The sequence below is a fragment of the Cupriavidus sp. GW822-FHT06G04 genome (assembly GCF_058799075.1).
Window position 1 is genome coordinate 127,714 of record NZ_JBXALD010000012.1, and the last position, 16,744, is coordinate 144,457.

The 16,744-nt window shown below is 66.3% G+C and carries 16 protein-coding genes; 10 read left to right on the plus strand and 6 right to left on the minus strand.

Going from position 1 to position 16,744, the window contains the following annotated elements:
- Positions 1-3 precede the first annotated feature (3 nt).
- The 4 genes from AC1RKI_RS24220 to AC1RKI_RS24235 all read right to left on the minus strand — a co-directional run bounded on the left by AC1RKI_RS24220 (position 4) and on the right by AC1RKI_RS24235 (position 3,854).
- Positions 4-528 carry a LeuD/DmdB family oxidoreductase small subunit gene (locus tag AC1RKI_RS24220; RefSeq protein WP_061955568.1) on the minus strand — a complete coding sequence of 175 codons (525 nt, stop codon included), beginning with the start codon at positions 526-528 and terminating at the stop codon, positions 4-6.
- Positions 525-1,844 carry a 3-isopropylmalate dehydratase large subunit gene (locus tag AC1RKI_RS24225; protein ID WP_492797731.1) on the minus strand — a complete coding sequence of 440 codons (1,320 nt, stop codon included), beginning with the start codon at positions 1,842-1,844 and terminating at the stop codon, positions 525-527. Before AC1RKI_RS24225 ends, AC1RKI_RS24220 begins: the two co-directional genes overlap by 4 nt.
- Entirely contained in the window at positions 1,841-2,872 is a 1,032-nt protein-coding gene (locus AC1RKI_RS24230; protein WP_150981771.1) for a tripartite tricarboxylate transporter substrate binding protein, read from the minus strand. Before AC1RKI_RS24230 ends, AC1RKI_RS24225 begins: the two co-directional genes overlap by 4 nt.
- Before the next feature lie 199 nt (positions 2,873-3,071).
- Positions 3,072-3,854, minus strand: coding sequence for a GntR family transcriptional regulator (locus tag AC1RKI_RS24235; RefSeq protein ID WP_061955562.1), 783 nt, complete (start codon positions 3,852-3,854; stop codon positions 3,072-3,074).
- 692 nt (positions 3,855-4,546) lie between these two features.
- On the opposite strand from AC1RKI_RS24235, the gene AC1RKI_RS24240 reads away from it, so the two are divergent.
- From AC1RKI_RS24240 to AC1RKI_RS24265, 6 genes are all read left to right on the plus strand, one after another.
- A complete protein-coding gene (locus AC1RKI_RS24240; RefSeq protein WP_222156793.1) occupies positions 4,547-6,091 on the plus strand; it encodes a hypothetical protein in 1,545 nt (514 codons plus the stop codon).
- A gap of 178 nt (positions 6,092-6,269) precedes the next feature.
- Positions 6,270-6,731 (plus strand): hypothetical protein, encoded by a 462-nt coding sequence (locus AC1RKI_RS24245; protein ID WP_061960275.1) that lies wholly within the window; start codon positions 6,270-6,272, stop codon positions 6,729-6,731.
- Positions 6,728-7,426 (plus strand): C39 family peptidase, encoded by a 699-nt coding sequence (locus AC1RKI_RS24250; protein ID WP_061960274.1) that lies wholly within the window; start codon positions 6,728-6,730, stop codon positions 7,424-7,426. Before AC1RKI_RS24245 ends, AC1RKI_RS24250 begins: the two co-directional genes overlap by 4 nt.
- A 13-nt stretch (positions 7,427-7,439) precedes the next feature.
- Positions 7,440-8,552: a hypothetical protein gene (locus AC1RKI_RS24255; RefSeq protein ID WP_223505996.1), complete on the plus strand. Its 1,113-nt coding sequence runs from the start codon at positions 7,440-7,442 to the stop codon at positions 8,550-8,552.
- A gap of 71 nt (positions 8,553-8,623) precedes the next feature.
- On the plus strand, positions 8,624-10,063 hold the full coding sequence (locus tag AC1RKI_RS24260; protein ID WP_061957606.1) for an acetate kinase: 1,440 nt from the start codon (positions 8,624-8,626) through the stop codon (positions 10,061-10,063).
- Between the two features lie 165 nt (positions 10,064-10,228).
- On the plus strand, positions 10,229-10,741 hold the full coding sequence (locus AC1RKI_RS24265) for a hypothetical protein (RefSeq protein WP_061957607.1): 513 nt from the start codon (positions 10,229-10,231) through the stop codon (positions 10,739-10,741).
- A gap of 97 nt (positions 10,742-10,838) precedes the next feature.
- Here AC1RKI_RS24265 and AC1RKI_RS24270 read toward each other — a convergent pair whose 3' ends face one another.
- Entirely contained in the window at positions 10,839-11,570 is a 732-nt protein-coding gene (locus AC1RKI_RS24270) for a hypothetical protein (protein ID WP_150982071.1), read from the minus strand.
- A 326-nt stretch (positions 11,571-11,896) separates the two neighbouring features.
- Here AC1RKI_RS24270 and AC1RKI_RS24275 point away from each other — a divergent pair, with 326 nt between their 5' ends.
- Entirely contained in the window at positions 11,897-13,039 is a 1,143-nt protein-coding gene (locus AC1RKI_RS24275) for an ABC transporter substrate-binding protein (protein ID WP_492797727.1), read from the plus strand.
- Positions 13,040-13,132: 93 nt separating this feature from the next.
- Entirely contained in the window at positions 13,133-13,912 is a 780-nt protein-coding gene (locus tag AC1RKI_RS24280) for an SDR family oxidoreductase (RefSeq protein ID WP_492797725.1), read from the plus strand.
- Positions 13,913-13,921: 9 nt separating this feature from the next.
- Here AC1RKI_RS24280 and AC1RKI_RS24285 read toward each other — a convergent pair whose 3' ends face one another.
- The gene (locus tag AC1RKI_RS24285) at positions 13,922-14,824 is read right to left on the minus strand and encodes a LysR family transcriptional regulator (protein WP_492797723.1); all 903 of its coding nucleotides are present in this window, start codon (positions 14,822-14,824) and stop codon (positions 13,922-13,924) included.
- Positions 14,825-14,980: 156 nt separating this feature from the next.
- Here AC1RKI_RS24285 and AC1RKI_RS24290 point away from each other — a divergent pair, with 156 nt between their 5' ends.
- Together AC1RKI_RS24290 and AC1RKI_RS24295 are read left to right on the plus strand one after the other, a co-directional pair.
- Positions 14,981-16,342 carry an acyclic terpene utilization AtuA family protein gene (locus AC1RKI_RS24290; RefSeq protein WP_492797721.1) on the plus strand — a complete coding sequence of 454 codons (1,362 nt, stop codon included), beginning with the start codon at positions 14,981-14,983 and terminating at the stop codon, positions 16,340-16,342.
- Between the two features lie 12 nt (positions 16,343-16,354).
- Positions 16,355-16,723 carry an AtuA-related protein gene (locus AC1RKI_RS24295; RefSeq protein WP_490714249.1) on the plus strand — a complete coding sequence of 123 codons (369 nt, stop codon included), beginning with the start codon at positions 16,355-16,357 and terminating at the stop codon, positions 16,721-16,723.
- The last annotated feature ends 21 nt before the right edge of the window (positions 16,724-16,744 follow it).

Genomic DNA, 16,744 nt, shown 5'->3' on the forward strand with positions numbered 1-16,744 from the left:
TCCTCAGCGGCTGTCCTGTTGCGCCTTGAAGCGCGCCTTCAGGTGCGGCACGAGGCCGCCTGCACGCAGCAGCACGCGCAGAAAATCGGGTATCGGCTCGCAGGCGATCTGCACGCCGTCGGCAAGCCGCACGCGCGCGGCATCGAGATCGACCTTGGCGCGTGCACCGTCGGAGAGCGCGTCAGTCTGTCGACATACCAGGACAGGCAGGCCGATATTGATCGCGTTGCGATAGAACAGGCCCGCGAACGACGGCGCCAGCACCGCCACGATGCCGAGATGCCGCAGCGCTTGCGCCGCCTGTTCGCGCGACGATCCCATGCCGAAGTTGCTGCCGGCGACCACGATATCGCCGGCGCGCACCGCGCCCGGAAATTCGGGCCGCAGATTTTCCAGACAATGCCGGGCCAGCGCATCGAGGCCGCCCTTCATGTACCTGCCAGGCGCCATCGCGTCGGTATCGACGTCGTCGCCAAAACGCCAGATGCGGCCGCAGGGCAGGTGGGAGAAATCGGGCGCCGGCGTCATGCGAGCAGCGTGCGCGGATCGGTAATGCGGCCCGTCACGGCCGTGGCGGCGACGGTCATCGGCGATGCCAGCCAGACCGCGCTGCCGGCGTCTCCCATGCGGCCCTCAAAATTGCGCGCAGTCGATGCAATCGCGCGGCTGCCGGCCGCAAAGCGGCTCGCGCCGTAACCGGCGCAGGCATTGCAGGCGTTGGGCAGCAAGGTTGCGCCCGCGTCGGTCAGTGCGGCCAGCGTGCCTTCGCGCGCGGCTTGCTGCTGGTCCCGCAGCGATGCCGGCGCCACGCGCAGCGCAACGCCCGGCGCCACCTTGCGTCCGCGCAGCACGCGCGCGGCCATGCGCAGGTCTTCCAGCTTGGCGCCCGTGCACGCGCCCAGATAGGCGATGTCGATGTCCTGGCCCACCGCCTGGTCCACCGGCGCGCTGTTTGCCGGCGAGTGCGGCGCGGCCACGTGCGGCGCCAGCGTGTCGGCGTCGAAGCGATGCACGGCCAGCAGCGGCGCGTCGGCGTCGGTGCGCCATTGACGCGGGTCGATGGCCGCCAGCGTGTCCGCATCGACACCGGCGCCGGCCAGCCACGACATCGTCGTCGCATCGGGTGCGATCAGTCCGGTTTGCGCGCCAAGTTCGGTACACATGTTGGTGAGCGTCATACGCTCCTGCATTGGCAGCGCGGTAATGGCCGGGCCGGTGAATTCGATCGCTTCGTAGCGTCCGCCGGCCAGTCCCAGCGTCGCGCACAGGAACAGCATGATGTCCTTGGCGCAGACTCCGTCGCCAAGCGCGCCTTGCCAGTCGATCCGGATGGTCTGCGGCACGCGCAGCCAGATCTCGCCGGTTGCCAGCACGCCGGCCATCTCGGTGGCGCCGATGCCGAACATGTACGCGCCAAACGCGCCGCCCGTGGGGCTGTGGCTGTCGCCGCCGACGATGAAGCGGCCCGGCAGCACATGCCCGCGTTCGGGCAGCACGACATGGCAGATGCCTTCGTTGTCGATCACGTTCGGCAAGCCCGTCTCGCGCACCCAATCCCGCGTGAAACGGACGATCGCCTCGGCGTCTGGATCGGATGCCGGGACAAAGTGGTCGGTCACCACCACGAAACGCGCGGGATCCCACACGCGGGCGCCCAGATCGCGCAACAACGGCGCGACGCGGCGCGGCCCGCTGGAATCGTGCGACATCGCCAGATCGACCTTGCACATCACGATGCTGCCCGGCGCGACGTGCGGCACGCCGGCGGCGCGCGCGACGAGCTTCTGCGCGAGCGTGGCGGGCAACGGGAGTGGGTCGACGGCAAGGCCGCTGGCGCGCGTCATTCCGGCTGGGCTCCCGAATACTTCACCACCGTGGCCCAGCGCTTGACGTCCTGCTTGACGAAGGTTGCGAACGCTTCCGGCGGCATGGCGCTCGGTTGCGCGCCATCGTTTTCCAGGCGCTTGCGCACGCTGGGCGTCTCCAGCCCGTGCCGCGCGGCCTGATACAGCGTCTGGGTGATGTCGGCGGGCAGGTTGGCGGGTCCGAACAGGCCGAACCACGCGTTAGATTCGAAGCCCTTCACCGTCGCGCCAATCGGCTGCGCGCCAGGAAACTGCGGCAGCGGGGTGGGACTGGTCACGCCCAGCACCTTGAGCTTGCCGGCCTTGACGTGCTGCGCCACGTTCAGCGTGCTGGCGAACATCAGGTCGACCTGGCCGGCCAGCAGGTCGGTGATGGCCGGCGTGGTGCCCTTGTACGGAATGTTGACGATGTAGGTGCCCGTCATCATCTTGAACATGTCGCCCGCCAGATGCACCGACGAGCCGACCGACCCGATGCCGAAATTGAGCTTGCCCGGCTCCGACTTGGCCAGGCGGATCAGTTCGGGAATATTGTTGGCCGGCAGCTTTGGCGTGGCCACCAGCACGCTCGGCACCGTAGCCACCAGCGTGATCGGCGTGAAGTCCTGGATCGGATCGAACGGCAGCTTCTTGTACAGCGAGGCGTTGATGGTATGGCTGGTGAAGCTCATCAGCAGCGTGGTGCCGTCCGGCGCGCTCTTGGCCACCATGTCGGCGGCGATATTGCCGCCCGCGCCGGGCCGGTTCTCGACCACTACCGGTTGATCGAGCGTCTGCGAGATTTCCTGCGCGATGGTGCGCGCCAGCGTGTCGGTGGTGCCGCCCGCGGGTGCGCCAACCAGGATGCGGATCGGCTTGCCGCCTGCAATGGCGGCCTGCGCGGCCGGCACGATCAGCAGCGACGCCGCCGTCAGCAGCGTCGCGCCAAACAGGCGGCGGCCGAGTGCGGTGCGCGAGCGAATGGATTTTCGGGCGGATGCATGGGTGCCCGGGCAAACGACTGGCATGTCTGAGGCTCCTCGACGTGTGATCAGGAGTGCGCAGTATGCGCCCGGAAGGGCCGGTCCGGAAATGTCCGGGCGAATGCCCGGTGCGGCGGCATGGATGTCCTTGCAGGATGCTTGCGCGCGCCCGCGGTGACCCGCACCAGGAACGATGCGGACGATGCCGACGGTGCGCGTGCCAGTTGCGCCGTGAGCCGCGTTCTCAGTCGCGCAGGCCGGTGCGGGTTTCGTTTTCCACCCAGACATTGGCGCTGTCACCACCGCCCATCGGCGACAGTTCCATACGGTATTCGTAGCGATCCGGACGATACTGGCCCATCAGCAACTGCACCGGGCGGCCTGCCTTGTCGAGCACCACGCGGCGGACGGCAAGCAGTGCGCCTCCCACCGGCACATCGAGCAGCGGCGCGACCACGACGTCGGCAAGGCGCGCCGTCAGTGTCTGCGAGGCGCGGCCCAGCTCCACGCCGGACGATTCCAGCAGCCGCAGCATCGGCGTGGCTTCCAGATCCTTGCGCGCCAGCGGGCGGCCGAGATCGGCGGGCAAGTACGCGGTGATGTGCGACAGCGGGCGATTCTTGTAGTGGCGCACCCGCACGATCTTGATCACCGGATCGCCCACCTGGATCTTGAGCGCTTCGGCGACTTCGGGCGTGGCGTGGACTTCGTCGATGGAAATGACCTTGACCGCGGTCTTCTCGCCCATGTCGATGATGGTGCCGAGCAGGCTGGTGGCGCGTTCCTCGCTGCCCTGCGGCTTGACCGGATGCGGATTCACGAAGGTGCCCAGGCCGCGATGCCGGCGCACGAGGCCCTCCTGCACCAGACGGTCGAACACGCGCCGCATCGTCACGCGCGAGGCGTGGAACTGCTTGGCAAGGTCGATTTCGCCGGGCAGTGGTCCCTGGCCGAAGCGGCCTTCGACGATCTGCTGGCGCAGGACCACGTAAATCTGGTGATACAGGGGAACGACGGCTTCACTCATGGTTTCCCTTGCGGATGCTGACAAGTCTTGAATGCTACTAATGTACTTTAAATCAGACATAGCGCCTAGCGTGAAACACGCAAGCGGGGCCGGCTACGCGGTGGGGGCCTGAATTTGTTGCGGTCAGGCGTCGACTGTGCCGAAGTTGAGCAGGAATCGGGTCCGAATCGTCTGGATTGCCCGTGCGCGCTAGGGAATCGCCGGTCGCACGCCAGCCGATCGTCGACGCGCACGCTGCGACATCTGACCGGGTTTGGTGCTTGCCCCCTCAGTGCGCGGCGCGGGCCGCGACGCACCCCGGCCTGTCCTTGTTTCATGCCCGTTACGCCGCGCCGCCTTGCGGGCTGCACTGGGGGTGTGTGCTAACTCCTTGAATGCATACCGGATTTTTGGCGCCATGAGACGCATGTTCGACAAGCGTCCCAAATCGCTGTCACAGCGCTGTGACATGTCTACTGCCAAGCACAGCTCGATGCTGCAGAGCGGCAGCAAAATCGGCCGGAAAGTTCCCGCGTAACACCCCTGCAGCCGTTGTATTTCAACGGATTACGTGCACCGGCGTCGTGCGCTGGCACTGAATATGCGCCAGGGTGGTCCGGTCTGGCACCTCGCTGGACCTGATCCTCCAGCGGATGTTCTCGAGAGCACCTGCCGGAGGCTGAGCCGTAGCACAAACTTCCTGGGAGCTTCGTATGAAAAAGACTTTACTCGCGTCGGCGGTAGGCATTGCCCTCGGCTTCGCCGGTCAGGCAATGGCGAATCCGACCAACACGAATGAGGGTAACGGCAACAATACCAACACAGCGACTGCAACGTCGACACAAGGGTCTGGCGCTTCGGCCAATGAAAATTCGAAGGCCTACCAGGACAACAGCACCGCGACTTCCACGCGGACCAGCACCTTCACATCCAACCGGACGTCGACCCGGACGTCCACGAGGACCACCACGGACACCAACTCGCGCAATACCACCGACCAGGACATGAGCGGCTATGGCAATGCTTCGGCGGCCAATGGCAGCACGGCCACCGCGGCGTTCAGCAACTCGTTCAACAGCAGCAAGGCGCTGGCGATCAGCAAGCTGAGCGGCACGGTATCGGGCAACGCGATCCATAACATCGGCAACTACGCCACCAACAACGGCAACGCCAATGGCGCGGCCGGCGGCCGTGGCGGCACGGGTTATGGCGGCACCGGCCAGGGCGGATCGGGCGGCAATGGCGGCAATGGCGGCAACAGCGGCAATGGCGGATCGGGCGGCTCGGGTGGCTCGGCGACCAATGGCAGCGCTACCTCCGGCTCGGCCTATAACGATGGCGCCCAAGCCGGCAATGGCGGCCGCGGCGGCAACGCTTCCGGCTACAGCGGCGATGGCGGCGATGCTCGCGGCTCCGGCGGCAGCGCGCTGTCGGCAAGCCTGGGCGCTGGCGGTCGCGGCGGCTCGTCGCTTGGCGCAGGTGGCAGCGCTGGCTCGTCGGGACGCGGCGGTTCGGGCGGCGACGGCGGCTGGGCACGCGGCAGCGGCGGTTCGGGCCTGGGCGCTGGCCTGGGCGGCGGCCTTGGTGCTGGCGGCAGCAGCGGCTCGACCAACTCGTCCAATGAACGTGGCCCAGGCGCGGGCGGCACCGGTACGGCTACGGCCGGCGCCGGCGGCTCGGGTTCGGGCACGGGCACTGGTACGGGTACCGGGGCAGGCGCGGCGGGCACCGCCACTGGCGGCGCTGGCGGTGCTGGCGCAAGCGGCACGGCCACGGCCACCGCGGGCGCGGCAACCTCGACCGGCGGCGCTGGCGGCGCGGGCACGGCCACGGCGGGTGCAGCCACCGGCGGCGCGGGTTCGGGCACCGGCGGTGCGGGCGGCGCACAAACCAGCCTGGCTGGTGCGGGCGGCGCTGGCGGCTCGGCCACCAATGGCAGCTCGACCACCACGGCATCCAACGGTAGCGCAACGGCCGGCAGCGGCGCAGTCGGCGCTGCTTCGGGTACCGGCGGTGCAGGTGGCGCCGGCGGTGTGGGCATGGGCGGCACGGGCGGTACTGGCAACGGAGCGGTGGGCGGCGCTGGCGGCAACGGCGGCACCAACTATGTCGATGCCGGCACGTTCAACATGTCCAACATGATGACCAGCGTCGGCCAATCCGCCGCCGGCATCATGATCGCCAACCAGAACAGCGGGATGGCATCGCTGGTGCAGCAAAGCGTCAACGTCCAGGCCAACCTGGCAGTCGGCAAGTAAGCAGCCCCTGGCGCGTCTGTGGCGCTCCGCACGGAGCGCACGGCGCCTTCAGGGTTGAATCCGGCTGAAGCCGTGCATGGCGCAAGCTCTCGCGCCATGCACGGCCCTGTCAGATGCCTGCAGGTCCGATGTTGCGGCCCGGATGGGGGCCGTAGCACGGAGCATGAGGAGACGCACCATGCGATCGCATCGCGTAGCTGTTGCCGCATTGTCGACAGCCTTTCTGGCCTGGCCCTTCGTGCCGGCCAGTGCAGGGCCGCAGTTGGCCGAGGCATCCGCCACGGCCGTGGCGGTCGCCAGCAGTGATACCGGCGCAGCCGCCGCAGTCGCGGGCGCGGCGGCCAGCGTGTCGGCGATGTCCGCCGACGCCGGACGCAAACCAAACATCTTCGGCATGACCGCGAAGGCGGTCGGCGCCGACAAGCTCGACGACGTGCGCGGTGGCGCCGAGTTGGTGGTCAATGACATGCGTTTGCACGGCACGGTGGCCGACAACGCAGCGATCAACACGTTGTCCGGCAGCAATATCGTTTCCGAAGGATCGTTCGCGAACGCAGCCGGCTTGCCGACCGTGATCCAGAACTCCGGCAGCAATGTATTGATCCAGAACGCGACCATTCTCAACGTCCAGTTCAAATGATCATGCGCACCCTGCTGCTCGCTGTCGTTTGCGTGATGGCGGCGCTGGGCGTCGTTCCCGATGCCCGCGCCGACACCATCCGCGTGCCGGGAGACCAGGGCAATACGTATAACGTGCCGGTGACGAGCCTGCGCGAGGCGCGGTTCCGCACCACGATCCGGCAGCGCTACGACTTCAGTTGCGGATCGGCGGCGGTGGCCACCTTGCTCACGTACCAGTACAACGTGCCGACCACCGAGGAGACGGTCTTCGCCAACATGTTCGTCAACGGCGACCAGGCGAAGATCCGCGCCGAAGGTTTTTCGCTGCTGGACATGAAGCGGTTTCTCGCGTCGCGCGGCTTCGAGGCCGACGGCTATGAACTGCCGCTGTCCAAGCTGGAGGAAGCGCAGATCCCGGCGATCGTGCTGATCGTCGAGAACGGCTACCACCATTTCGTCGTGGTGAAGGGCGTCAAGGGCGATCGTGTCCTGATTGGCGATCCCGCCCGCGGCACTCGCGCACTGGAACGCGAACACTTCGAAAAAATCTGGGACAGCAGCCTGCTGTTCGTCATCCACAACCGTACGGACAACGCGCGCTTCAACATGGCAGCCGACTGGCGCGTGGCCCCGACGGGTCCTTACTGGATGGGGGTTCCGCGAGACAGTCTGTTCTTCACCGTCATGCCCAAGCATGGCGCCTCTGATTTCTGAGCTGAGGAACATCATGGTCCAGACATCCGTTTCAAGCGCATCGCGGCGCGCGGCGGGGCAGGCAACTGCCGCCGTGTTGCTGGGTGCGGGTCTGGCGTGCACGGGCATTGCGCACGCCAGCAGCGAGCCGCTGGCCGCCGAAGCGATCGACACCGCCGGCGCCGTGGCCATGCCATCGGCGATCGACATGGCGCCGCCGCCTTCGGCAACCGAACTGCCGGCGCTCTCCGAAGCCAACCCGGGCGCGGCGGCGGCCGATATCGCAATCGCCGCGACCGCCGAAGCTGCAGCAGTGCAAACCGTTGCCGAAGCGCCTGCGCGAGTGGTGCCGGTGAACAAGGCCAGCGTGGCCACGCATCACCCGATCGACGATCCGCTTGCGCAGGCCATGACGTTGGCCAGGCGCGATCCCGAGGCACCGGTGAGCGCGGCGCGCAAGGAAATGGCCAAGTGGAAACCGGTCGCGCAGGCGCGGCTTGACGATTTGCGCGGCGGCTTCGATGCCGCGGGGCTGCAAGTGGGATTCGGCATCGATCGCGCCGTGTTCGTGAACGGCGCGCTGGCCGTATCGACCAGCATCACGATTCCCGATGTCAGCAACATCACCTCGGCGCAGGCAGCGCAATTGGCGCAGGCGCTGGGTCAGGTAACCGTGGCGGTGACGGCGGCCAACAGCGCGGCCAATGCAGCCGTGGCCGCAGCGCAGGCCGCAGCCGCTGCCGCGCAGGGCGCCGCCAACCCGGCCGTGGCCACGGCCAACGGCGCCGCCACTACCGCGCAAGGTGCGGCCGGTGCGGCGAGCAGCGCTGCCAGTGCCGCGGCGAACGGCGCGGCTGCCACGGCAGCGGGCGCGGCTGGCCTGGCGCAGCAAGCCGTGGCCAATGCCACCGGCACCGTGGTGACCAACGGCCTGCTTACCGTCGTGCAGAACGGCGCGGGCAACTCGGCAAACGTAGGTGCGCTATCGAACATGCCGGGCACGGTGATCCAGAATAACCTCAACAACCAGAACATCCAGAGCCTGATGACTCTCAACGCAAGCGTGAACACCCTGGCCGCGTTCCGCGCGCAAATGGCAAACACCGCGTTGAACAGCGTTATCCAAAGGTCCGCCGCAATGAGGTAAATCGCGTGTAGTCATGAACGAACAGGTGCGGGCCTTGCAGTGTGCCCGCCGCCCCGGGGGAGGAAGACGTCATGAAGAAGCGTTCGCTGCAGGGCATCCGCTATGCGGGATGCTCGACAATGCTGCTGCTTGGCAGCATGGCGCAGGCACAGACACCGCCAGACGCGGGACCGCCTGCCGCCGCACGGCTGGAATCGTTGCAGAAGGAACTTGCCGACCAGGCGCGCCAGCTTGAGGACATGCGGCGCGCGCTGGCGGAGCAGCAGGATACGATTCGCGAATTGCGCAGCACGGTGAACAACGAAACGCTGTCGCGCAAGCGCGGCGGGCAGGGCACCGGCATGACTCCGGGCAATGCCGCCACCAATGCCGCGGCGGCCGCCGCCGGCGCAAGCGCCACGCAGATCGACAGCACCGTGCAGCAGGGCGTGCAGGCGCAACAGGCGCCGTCCGCAGCGCCGCCCAACAACATGGGCAATGCGCAGGGTGCGCAGCCCGGGGAAGCGGCCGCAGGTGCCGAGGAGCCCGTCGGACGGCCGCCCGAACGCGATACGCGTCCGCCGGAAATCGCGCCGATCTTCGACCAGCCTGGCGTGCTCACGCCCGCCGGCAAGGTGGTGGTGGAACCGAGCCTGCAGTACGGCTATTCGTCCAGCAATCGCGTGGCGCTGGTGGGCTACACGGTAATTCCCGCCGTGCTGATCGGCCTGATCGACGTGCGCGAGGTGAAGACCACCACCTACATCGGCGCGGTGGCCTTCCGCTACGGCCTGACCAAGCGGCTGGAAATCGAAGCGAAGGTGCCCTACGTGCATTCCAGCTCCGATACCGTGAGCCGCGAAGTCTTCACGGGCACGGCGGTCGACAACGTGTTCAACTCCAGCGGCAGCGGGCTGGGCGATGTGGAAGCGACCGTGCGCTACCAGCTCAACTTCGGCAACGAGAGGATGCCGTTCTTCATCGGCTGGCTGCGCTACAAGTCGAACACCGGCAAGGATCCGTTCGAAGTCGTGACCGATTGCGTCACACGCTGCGTGAGTAACACCACCGGTACCGGCTTGCCGCTGGGCATGCCGACCGGCACGGGCTTCCAGGCGATCCAGCCCGGCGTGACGTGGCTGTTGCCGACCGATCCGGCGGTGTTCTTCGGCACCTTCAGCTATCTGCACAACTTCGCGCGCGACAACGTCAGCCGAACCGTGCTCAATGGCGAGAAGGAGAATCTCGGCAAGATAGCGCCGGGCGACATTTTCCAGTTCAACTTCGGCATGGGTCTGTCGCTGAACGAACACGCATCATTCAGTATCGGCTACGACCAGAGCATCATCTGGCCGACCAAGCAGAACGGCCAGACCATTCCCGGTTCCGTGCGCATCACGCAGGGCACGCTGCTGGTGGGCTATTCGTATCGCTTCAACAACCGCTACACGCTCAACCTTTCAGTGGGCGCGGGCCTCACGCGCGATACGCCCGATTTGACCGTCACGCTGCGCCTGCCGATCACATTCTGACGTCGTGATGCACCGCGAGGTGACGCGCGAAATTCTTCTCGCGCGGGTCATCCCGCAGTCATCCGTTCGATGCCTTGCACAGTTATCTGCAAGGTAGTAGAACGAACGAAACCGTCCCAGACGGATCGCGACGAAACCGGGGCGGCCTGACAGAGGAGGCAAGTCATGCGCAAACGGATCTTCTGGTTGTTGCCCGACCTGGCAAGCGCCCGCCGCACCATGGACGACCTGCTGCTCGCGCGCGTCGAGAATCGCCATATTCACTTTGTGGCGAAGGATGGCGCCGATATGACCGGGTTGCATGAAGCCAACCTGTTCCAGACTTCGGACATCGTGCACGCGGCGGAAATGGGCCTGATGGTGGGCGGCGGAGTGGGTATCGTCGCCGGCGTGGTGGTGGCGATGTTCCCGATTGTCAGCGACACCCCGCAATGGGGTCTGGTCGGCGTGCTGGCCGTGCTGGGCGCGGTGTTTGGCGCGTGGGCAGCCAGCATGATCGGCAGTTCGGCGCCCAACAGCCGCCTGCGCGCGTTCGAAACTGAGATCGAATCGGGCAAGCTGCTGTTGATGGTCGACGTGCCGCGCGGCCGCATCGAGGAAATCGAGGCGCTGCTGCAACGCGCCCATCCCGAAGCACGCTTTGCCGGCATGGATCCGGCAGTGCCGGCATTTCCCTGACCGATCCTCGCCTGTCGTTGTGACGGCGCACCGTGCAATGCGGTGCGTCGGCGAGGCATGCCATGCGTGCGTGGCCATCGAAACAGGTTTGCGATGCTTATGTCCTTTGCCGGCCAAGCGTGTGGCCGATCTCCACGTACATGCCAACGAAGCGAGACTCGTACTTTGAATTTGGAGCCAGCTCGGCGGCCATTTTGGTCAGTGCCCGATCGATGATTTTTCTGGTCAGTAGAATGTTGTTCTGTTCGGGCGCGAAGTCCAGATATAGGGCACCCATGTTGGGATCGAACAGCAACGCCTCACCGGGATTCCAAACGCAAAGGCCAGCATGGTTGCCGCGCCTGTGTTTCAAGCCGGGCAGCCCCCTTTCCTGGTAACACAGCTGCATTACGGCGATTCCGGCCGGGGGCAGCGTTTCACCGGTCAGCCAGGTTCCCGGTATGCCCGAGTCGATCAGATTGCAGTAGTTTTCCTGCAGTACGCTGATGTCCAGACGCAATTGCCCGTAGCCCGGGGTAATCGTGTTCTTGCCGACCGAATTTACCAGCATGCCTGTGTCTCGACAGATGCGCTGCAAGGCGTCGTTGGCGGAAATGGCCGCGAGCGGCCCATTGCCATTCTGCAAGCGGGAAATCAGCCAGAGCGTTATTCCTACGCACCAGCCTGACCGGCGTGAATGATTGACCACATGCAGCTGGTCAAATTTGAATGTCTTGATGCGCATGGTTTGTAGGTGTCCTTTAAGTGCCCAAACGGTCGATAATCTGGCCGTTTTTTGAGAAACGGAAGCTTGGCAAAGCGGCAGCCATTTGACGTTGCGCGTGGTCATGCGCCGGACAGACGGGTTCCATGCAATCGCGCTCGTCTCGAGCCGATTGCGAGAATGAGTATATGTCGCTGCGCGTCATGAACCGGCGGTGCTTCCCCTATCGTTTGCGGTCCTGATACGCGCGGCGGCGCTCACACCCCGGCCGTGCATTTCCCGCAACACTTCGGCCGTCCCCAGCAAATTGTCGGCTGCATCTGTTGGAACAAGCCGGTCCTTTGAGTTACCTTCCCAAAGCGCTGTGCAGCGCACCTTCGGGTGCAGGGCTTGCGCGGCGCGTCGCGGCAAAAAACATCATTCAAGCCAGCGCTTTTGGAGGGGTCGACAACATGAAGAACGCTAGACAGGTGGCGTGCGGCATACTCGCCGCCACGCTCGGATGGGTCGCGCCGATGACGGCGCTGGCCGAGCCCGGCATTGGCAAATCCACCATCCGGATCGGGCAATCGGCGGGCGTGAGCGGGCCGGTGGCGGGGTCGGTGAAGGAACAGATCGCTGGCGCGCAGGTGTACCTGAACCACGTGAACGCCAATGGCGGCGTGGCGGGGCGCAAGATCGAACTGCTGACCTATGACGATGGCTTCGACGCCAAGCGCACGCCCGACAACGTGCGCAAGCTGATTGGCGAAGACAAGGTCTTTGCGCTGTTCATGGTGCGCGGCACGCCGCAGAACGAAAGCATCCTGCCGATCATCGGCGCGGAGAAGGTGCCGTTGATTGCACCGCTGACCGGCGCCATCACGCTGCATCGTCCGGTCAACCGCTACGTGTTCAACGTGCGCGCCAAATACCAGGATGAAGTGGCGCGTGCGATCAATCACCTGGCCACGTCCGGCATGAGTCGCATCGCGATCTTCTATGCAAACGACGGCTTTGGTCAGGATGTGTTCGAAGGCTTCAACACGGCATTACAGGCGCGCGGCGTGCAACCGGCGGGCGCGGCGTCGTTCAATCGGCCGATGGGCGATATCAGCCAGGGCGTGGCCACCGTCAACAAGGCCAATCCACAGGCCGTGATGGTGATCGGCTCGGGTTCGGAAGCGGCCAGGATCATCCGCGAGATGAAAAAGGCCGGCAGCGCGGCGCAGTTCGTCACGCTGTCCAACAACGCCGCCGATTCATTCATCAAGGAGTTGGGCGACGACGGCAAGGGCCTGATCATCACGCAGGTGGTTCCCGGCATGAATTCCAGCCAGATGAGCATTGCCAGCGAGTATCGCGGCATGGCCAAGGCGCAGAAAGTGGAGCCCAGCAATGCCGGCATGGAAGGTTTCATGTCGGCCAAGGTGCTGGTGGAAGGACTGCGGCGCGCCGGGCCCGAGCCCACGCGCGAAAAGCTGATCGCCTCGCTGGAAAACCTGCGCGACTACGATCTCGGCGGCATCCTGATCAGCTACAGCCCCACGCGCCACACCGGTTCGTCGTTCGTCGAAATGTCTATCGTCTCGTCGACGGGCAAGCTGATCCGCTGAGCGGGCCGGCCGTCCCCGCGCCGCGCCGGGGCTCACTGGGGCGGCACGGCGGCCCGGGTGGCGCGCGCAAGCTGCTGCGGTATAGTTGCCGCCATGCTGACCTCTCCCGCTTCCCATCCTTTTTCGCTGACCGGCCGCGTTGCGCTGGTGACTGGCGGCGCGCAGGGTCTGGGCCTGGCGATTGCCGCCGGTCTGGCCGATGCGGGCGCGCATGTTCTGGTCTGCGCGCGCAACACCGCGCGCGTCGCGGATGCCGTGACGCAATTGCAGGCGCGCGGGGCCAGTGCAGAATCATGCGTGCTCGATATCACCGACGAGGCCGCGGTGGCGCAGACCTTTGCCGATCTCGCAGCGCGGCATGGACGGCTCGACATCCTCGTCAACAACGCGGGCGCGCGCAACCGCAACGGCATGGCGCAACTCGATGCCGGCGATCTGCGCGCGATGCTCGAAACCAACCTCGTCGCGCCGTACGCAATGTGCCGGCACGCCGCGCAGCTGATGCGGCGCGGCGGCTACGGACGCATCGTCAATGTGAGTTCGATCGCCGGCCAGATCGCGCGCGCCAACGACGTGCTCTATCCGGCCACCAAGGGCGGGCTCGATGCGCTCACGCGCGCGATGGCGGCCGACCTGGGCCGGCAGGGCATCACCGTCAACGCGATTGCTCCCGGATACTTCGCCACCGAACCGAACCAAAGCATGGTGGCCGATGAAACGGTCGCCCAGTGGCTGCGCGATCGCACGTCACTGGGGCGTTGGGGGCAGCCGGACGAAGTGGCCGGCGCCGTGGTGTTTCTGGCGTCGCCCGCCGCGTCCTACGTCAGCGGGCAGGTGCTCGCTGTCGATGGTGGATATCTCGGCCATTTCTGACTGTCGCCATCACGCGCGCCGGGCGCTACTGTAGTGCGCGCGCAGGCAGTCGATCAGCGCCGTGGCGGCGGCTGAATCGCTGCGTTCCTTGAGGCGGACCAGGCAGATGTCGCGCACCAGCGTTGGCATCTGCATCGGCCGGATCGCCAGCCCCGCGCGGCGAAACTGGAACAGCGCCAGCGCCGGCACGACCGATACGCCCAGCCCCGCCTCCACCAGCGCCGCGACCGTAGCCAGGTGTTCCACCTCCATCACGCCGTGCAGTTTCTGCGGATGCAGCGCCGCGTCCAGATGCTGGCGCACGCTGCTGGTACGCGACAACTGAATGAACGGCAGTCCCGCCAGCGCCTGCGGCGCGATACGGCGTCTGGCTGCCAGCGGATGGTCGATCGGGCAGACCAGATGAAAGCTGTCGTGCACCAGTGGTTCGATCCGCAAATCGCTGTCCTGCGCCGGTGCCGGCGCCAGGGCGAAATCGGCCTGGCCGCGGCGGACCAGGTCGATGCAACCGTCGGCCAACTGATCGTGCAGCGCTAGCGAGATGCCCGGGTAGCGGCGATGGAAATCCGCCAGCAGCGGCGGCAGATCGCCGCCAGCCAGCGACGGCAGCGCAGCGATCGACACGCGGCCCTTGCGCCGCTCGGCATGATCGCGCAGGTCTTCGAAGGCGGTTTCGAAGTCGGCCAGCAGGCGCCGCGCCACTTCCTCGAAGCGCCGGCCGTCGGCGCTCAGGTCCACGTGGCGCGTGGTGCGTTCGAACAGGCGACTGCCGGCCTGCTCTTCCAGCGTCTGGATCAATGTGCTGAACGCCGATTGCGACAGATGGGTGGCCTGCGCCGCGCGGGTGAAATTGCGATGGGTGGCCAGCGCGATAAACGCGCGCAGATGCTTGACTGACAGGTTTGACAGCATGGCGATCCGGCGCGCGAACAGGCCGGCAGATTCATTGAGCGATTCGATAGATTAATCCAAATCATCCGTTTGTTGAGGGAAACGATGCGGGCCTAGAATGGCATCGCTGCCAATCCCTGCCGCGTACCGCTGCCACTGCCCCTTGTGCCCTCGACCATGACTGTTCCCCTGCTGATCGGGTGCGGCGCCGGATTCTCCGGCGACCGCACCGACGCCGCACTACCCGTGGTGCGGACGCTGATCGCCGCTGGCGGCCCCGCTGCGCTGATCTTCGAAACGCTGGCCGAGCGCACGCTAGCGCTGGCCCAACTGGCGCGGCGCAGCAATCCCGATCATGGTTATGAGCCCTTGCTGGATCAGTTGCTGACGCCGGTGCTGGGCCTGTGCCTGGCCAACCGTATTCCGATCGTCGGCAATTTCGGCGCCGCCAACCCGCGTGCGGCGGCGCGCCGCGTTCTGGCGCTTGCGCACGCGCTGGGGCTGCCAGCGCCGCGCGTGGCGGTGGTGGAGGGCGATGACCTGTCGCACGATGCCGGTGGCGCGACACTGCGCGGTATCGTGGGCGATGCTGTTGCCGACGCGCGTTTTGTCTGCGCCAACGCCTATATCGGCGCACAGGGCATCGCCGATGCGCTGCGCGCCGGCGCGCAGGTGGTGGTGTGCGGCCGCGTGGCGGACCCGGCGCTGGCGGTCGGCCCAGCCATGGCGCATTTTGGGTGGGCCTGGGATGACTGGGATCGCGTGGCGGCCGCCACGATGGCGGGCCATTTGCTGGAATGCGGCGCGCAGGTCAGCGGCGGCTATTTTGCCGATCCGGGCATGAAGGACGTGCCCGATGTGCATGCGGTGGGCTTCCCTATCGCGCAGATCGACGCCGACGGCGGCATCGAGATCTTCAAGGCGGCCGACACGGGCGGCTGTGTCGACCTGCGCACCGTGAAAGAACAACTGCTGTACGAAGTGCACGACCCCTGCGCGTATTTGACGCCCGACGTGGTGGCCGACATCGGCGGCGTGACCGTCGAGCAGATCGGTGTCGACCGCGTGGCGGTGCGCAACATTCGTGGCCATGCGCGCCCGGCGCAGCTCAAGGCGAATCTGTTTCACCAGGGCGGCTGGTTCGCCGAGGGCGAGATCTCGTATGCGGGCCCCAACGCGGCGGCGCGTGCGCGGCTGGCCGCCGATATCGTTCGCAAGCGCATGGCGGGGCTTGGCTACGACGTACCGATCCGTTTCGATCTGATCGGCGTGCTAAGCGTCTTTGCCGATGACGATGGCGCGATGCTGGCCACGCCGCAGCCGGGCGAGGCCGACGCGCGGGACGTGCGCATGCGCGCCGCGATGGCGCACGAGGACAAGGCGATTGCTGAAGCGCTGCTGCGCGAAGTCAACGCGCTCTATACCTGCGGGCCGGCCGGCGGAGGCGGTGTGCGCACCGCGCTGCGTACGCGGCTGAACGCCACGTCATGTCTGGTGCCGCGCGATGCCGTAGCGGCCACGCATTCCTTTATTGCCTGACAGGAGCCCGCCATGATCGCAAACGCCACCGGCACCGCCAGCGCCACCGCACCGCTCTACCAGTTTGCCCACGGCCGCACTGGCGACAAGGGTGATCGCTCCAATATCAGCGTGATCGCGTATGACGCGCGCGATTTTGATCATCTGGTCGAGCATGTGACCGAGGATGCCGTGCGCGCGTTGTTTGCCGCGCGCCGGCCCACCGCGGTCAAACGCTATGTGGTGCCGTCGATCCAGGCCATGAATTTCGTGATCGATGGCGCGCTCGACGGCGGCGTCAACGATGCCCTGAATCTCGACGCCCACGGCAAGGCGCTGGCCTTTCTGCTGTTGGGTCTGCCCATCCCCTTGCCGCCGCGGCTCGCCGGCGGCGCCCCATGACTGCCGAGCCGTCCCATATTT

Coding starts and splice junctions, on each gene's coding strand:
- AC1RKI_RS24275 (WP_492797727.1), top strand. CDS start 11,897: ATGAAGAACGCTAGACAGGTGGCGTGCGGCATACTCGCCGCCACGCTC.
- AC1RKI_RS24220 (WP_061955568.1), bottom strand. CDS start 528: ATGACGCCGGCGCCCGATTTCTCCCACCTGCCCTGCGGCCGCATCTGG.
- AC1RKI_RS24285 (WP_492797723.1), bottom strand. CDS start 14,824: ATGCTGTCAAACCTGTCAGTCAAGCATCTGCGCGCGTTTATCGCGCTG.
- AC1RKI_RS24295 (WP_490714249.1), top strand. CDS start 16,355: ATGATCGCAAACGCCACCGGCACCGCCAGCGCCACCGCACCGCTCTAC.
- AC1RKI_RS24245 (WP_061960275.1), top strand. CDS start 6,270: ATGCGATCGCATCGCGTAGCTGTTGCCGCATTGTCGACAGCCTTTCTG.
- AC1RKI_RS24290 (WP_492797721.1), top strand. CDS start 14,981: ATGACTGTTCCCCTGCTGATCGGGTGCGGCGCCGGATTCTCCGGCGAC.
- AC1RKI_RS24255 (WP_223505996.1), top strand. CDS start 7,440: ATGGTCCAGACATCCGTTTCAAGCGCATCGCGGCGCGCGGCGGGGCAG.
- AC1RKI_RS24265 (WP_061957607.1), top strand. CDS start 10,229: ATGCGCAAACGGATCTTCTGGTTGTTGCCCGACCTGGCAAGCGCCCGC.
- AC1RKI_RS24235 (WP_061955562.1), bottom strand. CDS start 3,854: ATGAGTGAAGCCGTCGTTCCCCTGTATCACCAGATTTACGTGGTCCTG.
- AC1RKI_RS24280 (WP_492797725.1), top strand. CDS start 13,133: ATGCTGACCTCTCCCGCTTCCCATCCTTTTTCGCTGACCGGCCGCGTT.
- AC1RKI_RS24260 (WP_061957606.1), top strand. CDS start 8,624: ATGAAGAAGCGTTCGCTGCAGGGCATCCGCTATGCGGGATGCTCGACA.
- AC1RKI_RS24250 (WP_061960274.1), top strand. CDS start 6,728: ATGATCATGCGCACCCTGCTGCTCGCTGTCGTTTGCGTGATGGCGGCG.
- AC1RKI_RS24270 (WP_150982071.1), bottom strand. CDS start 11,570: ATGACCACGCGCAACGTCAAATGGCTGCCGCTTTGCCAAGCTTCCGTT.
- AC1RKI_RS24240 (WP_222156793.1), top strand. CDS start 4,547: ATGAAAAAGACTTTACTCGCGTCGGCGGTAGGCATTGCCCTCGGCTTC.
- AC1RKI_RS24225 (WP_492797731.1), bottom strand. CDS start 1,844: ATGACGCGCGCCAGCGGCCTTGCCGTCGACCCACTCCCGTTGCCCGCC.
- AC1RKI_RS24230 (WP_150981771.1), bottom strand. CDS start 2,872: ATGCCAGTCGTTTGCCCGGGCACCCATGCATCCGCCCGAAAATCCATT.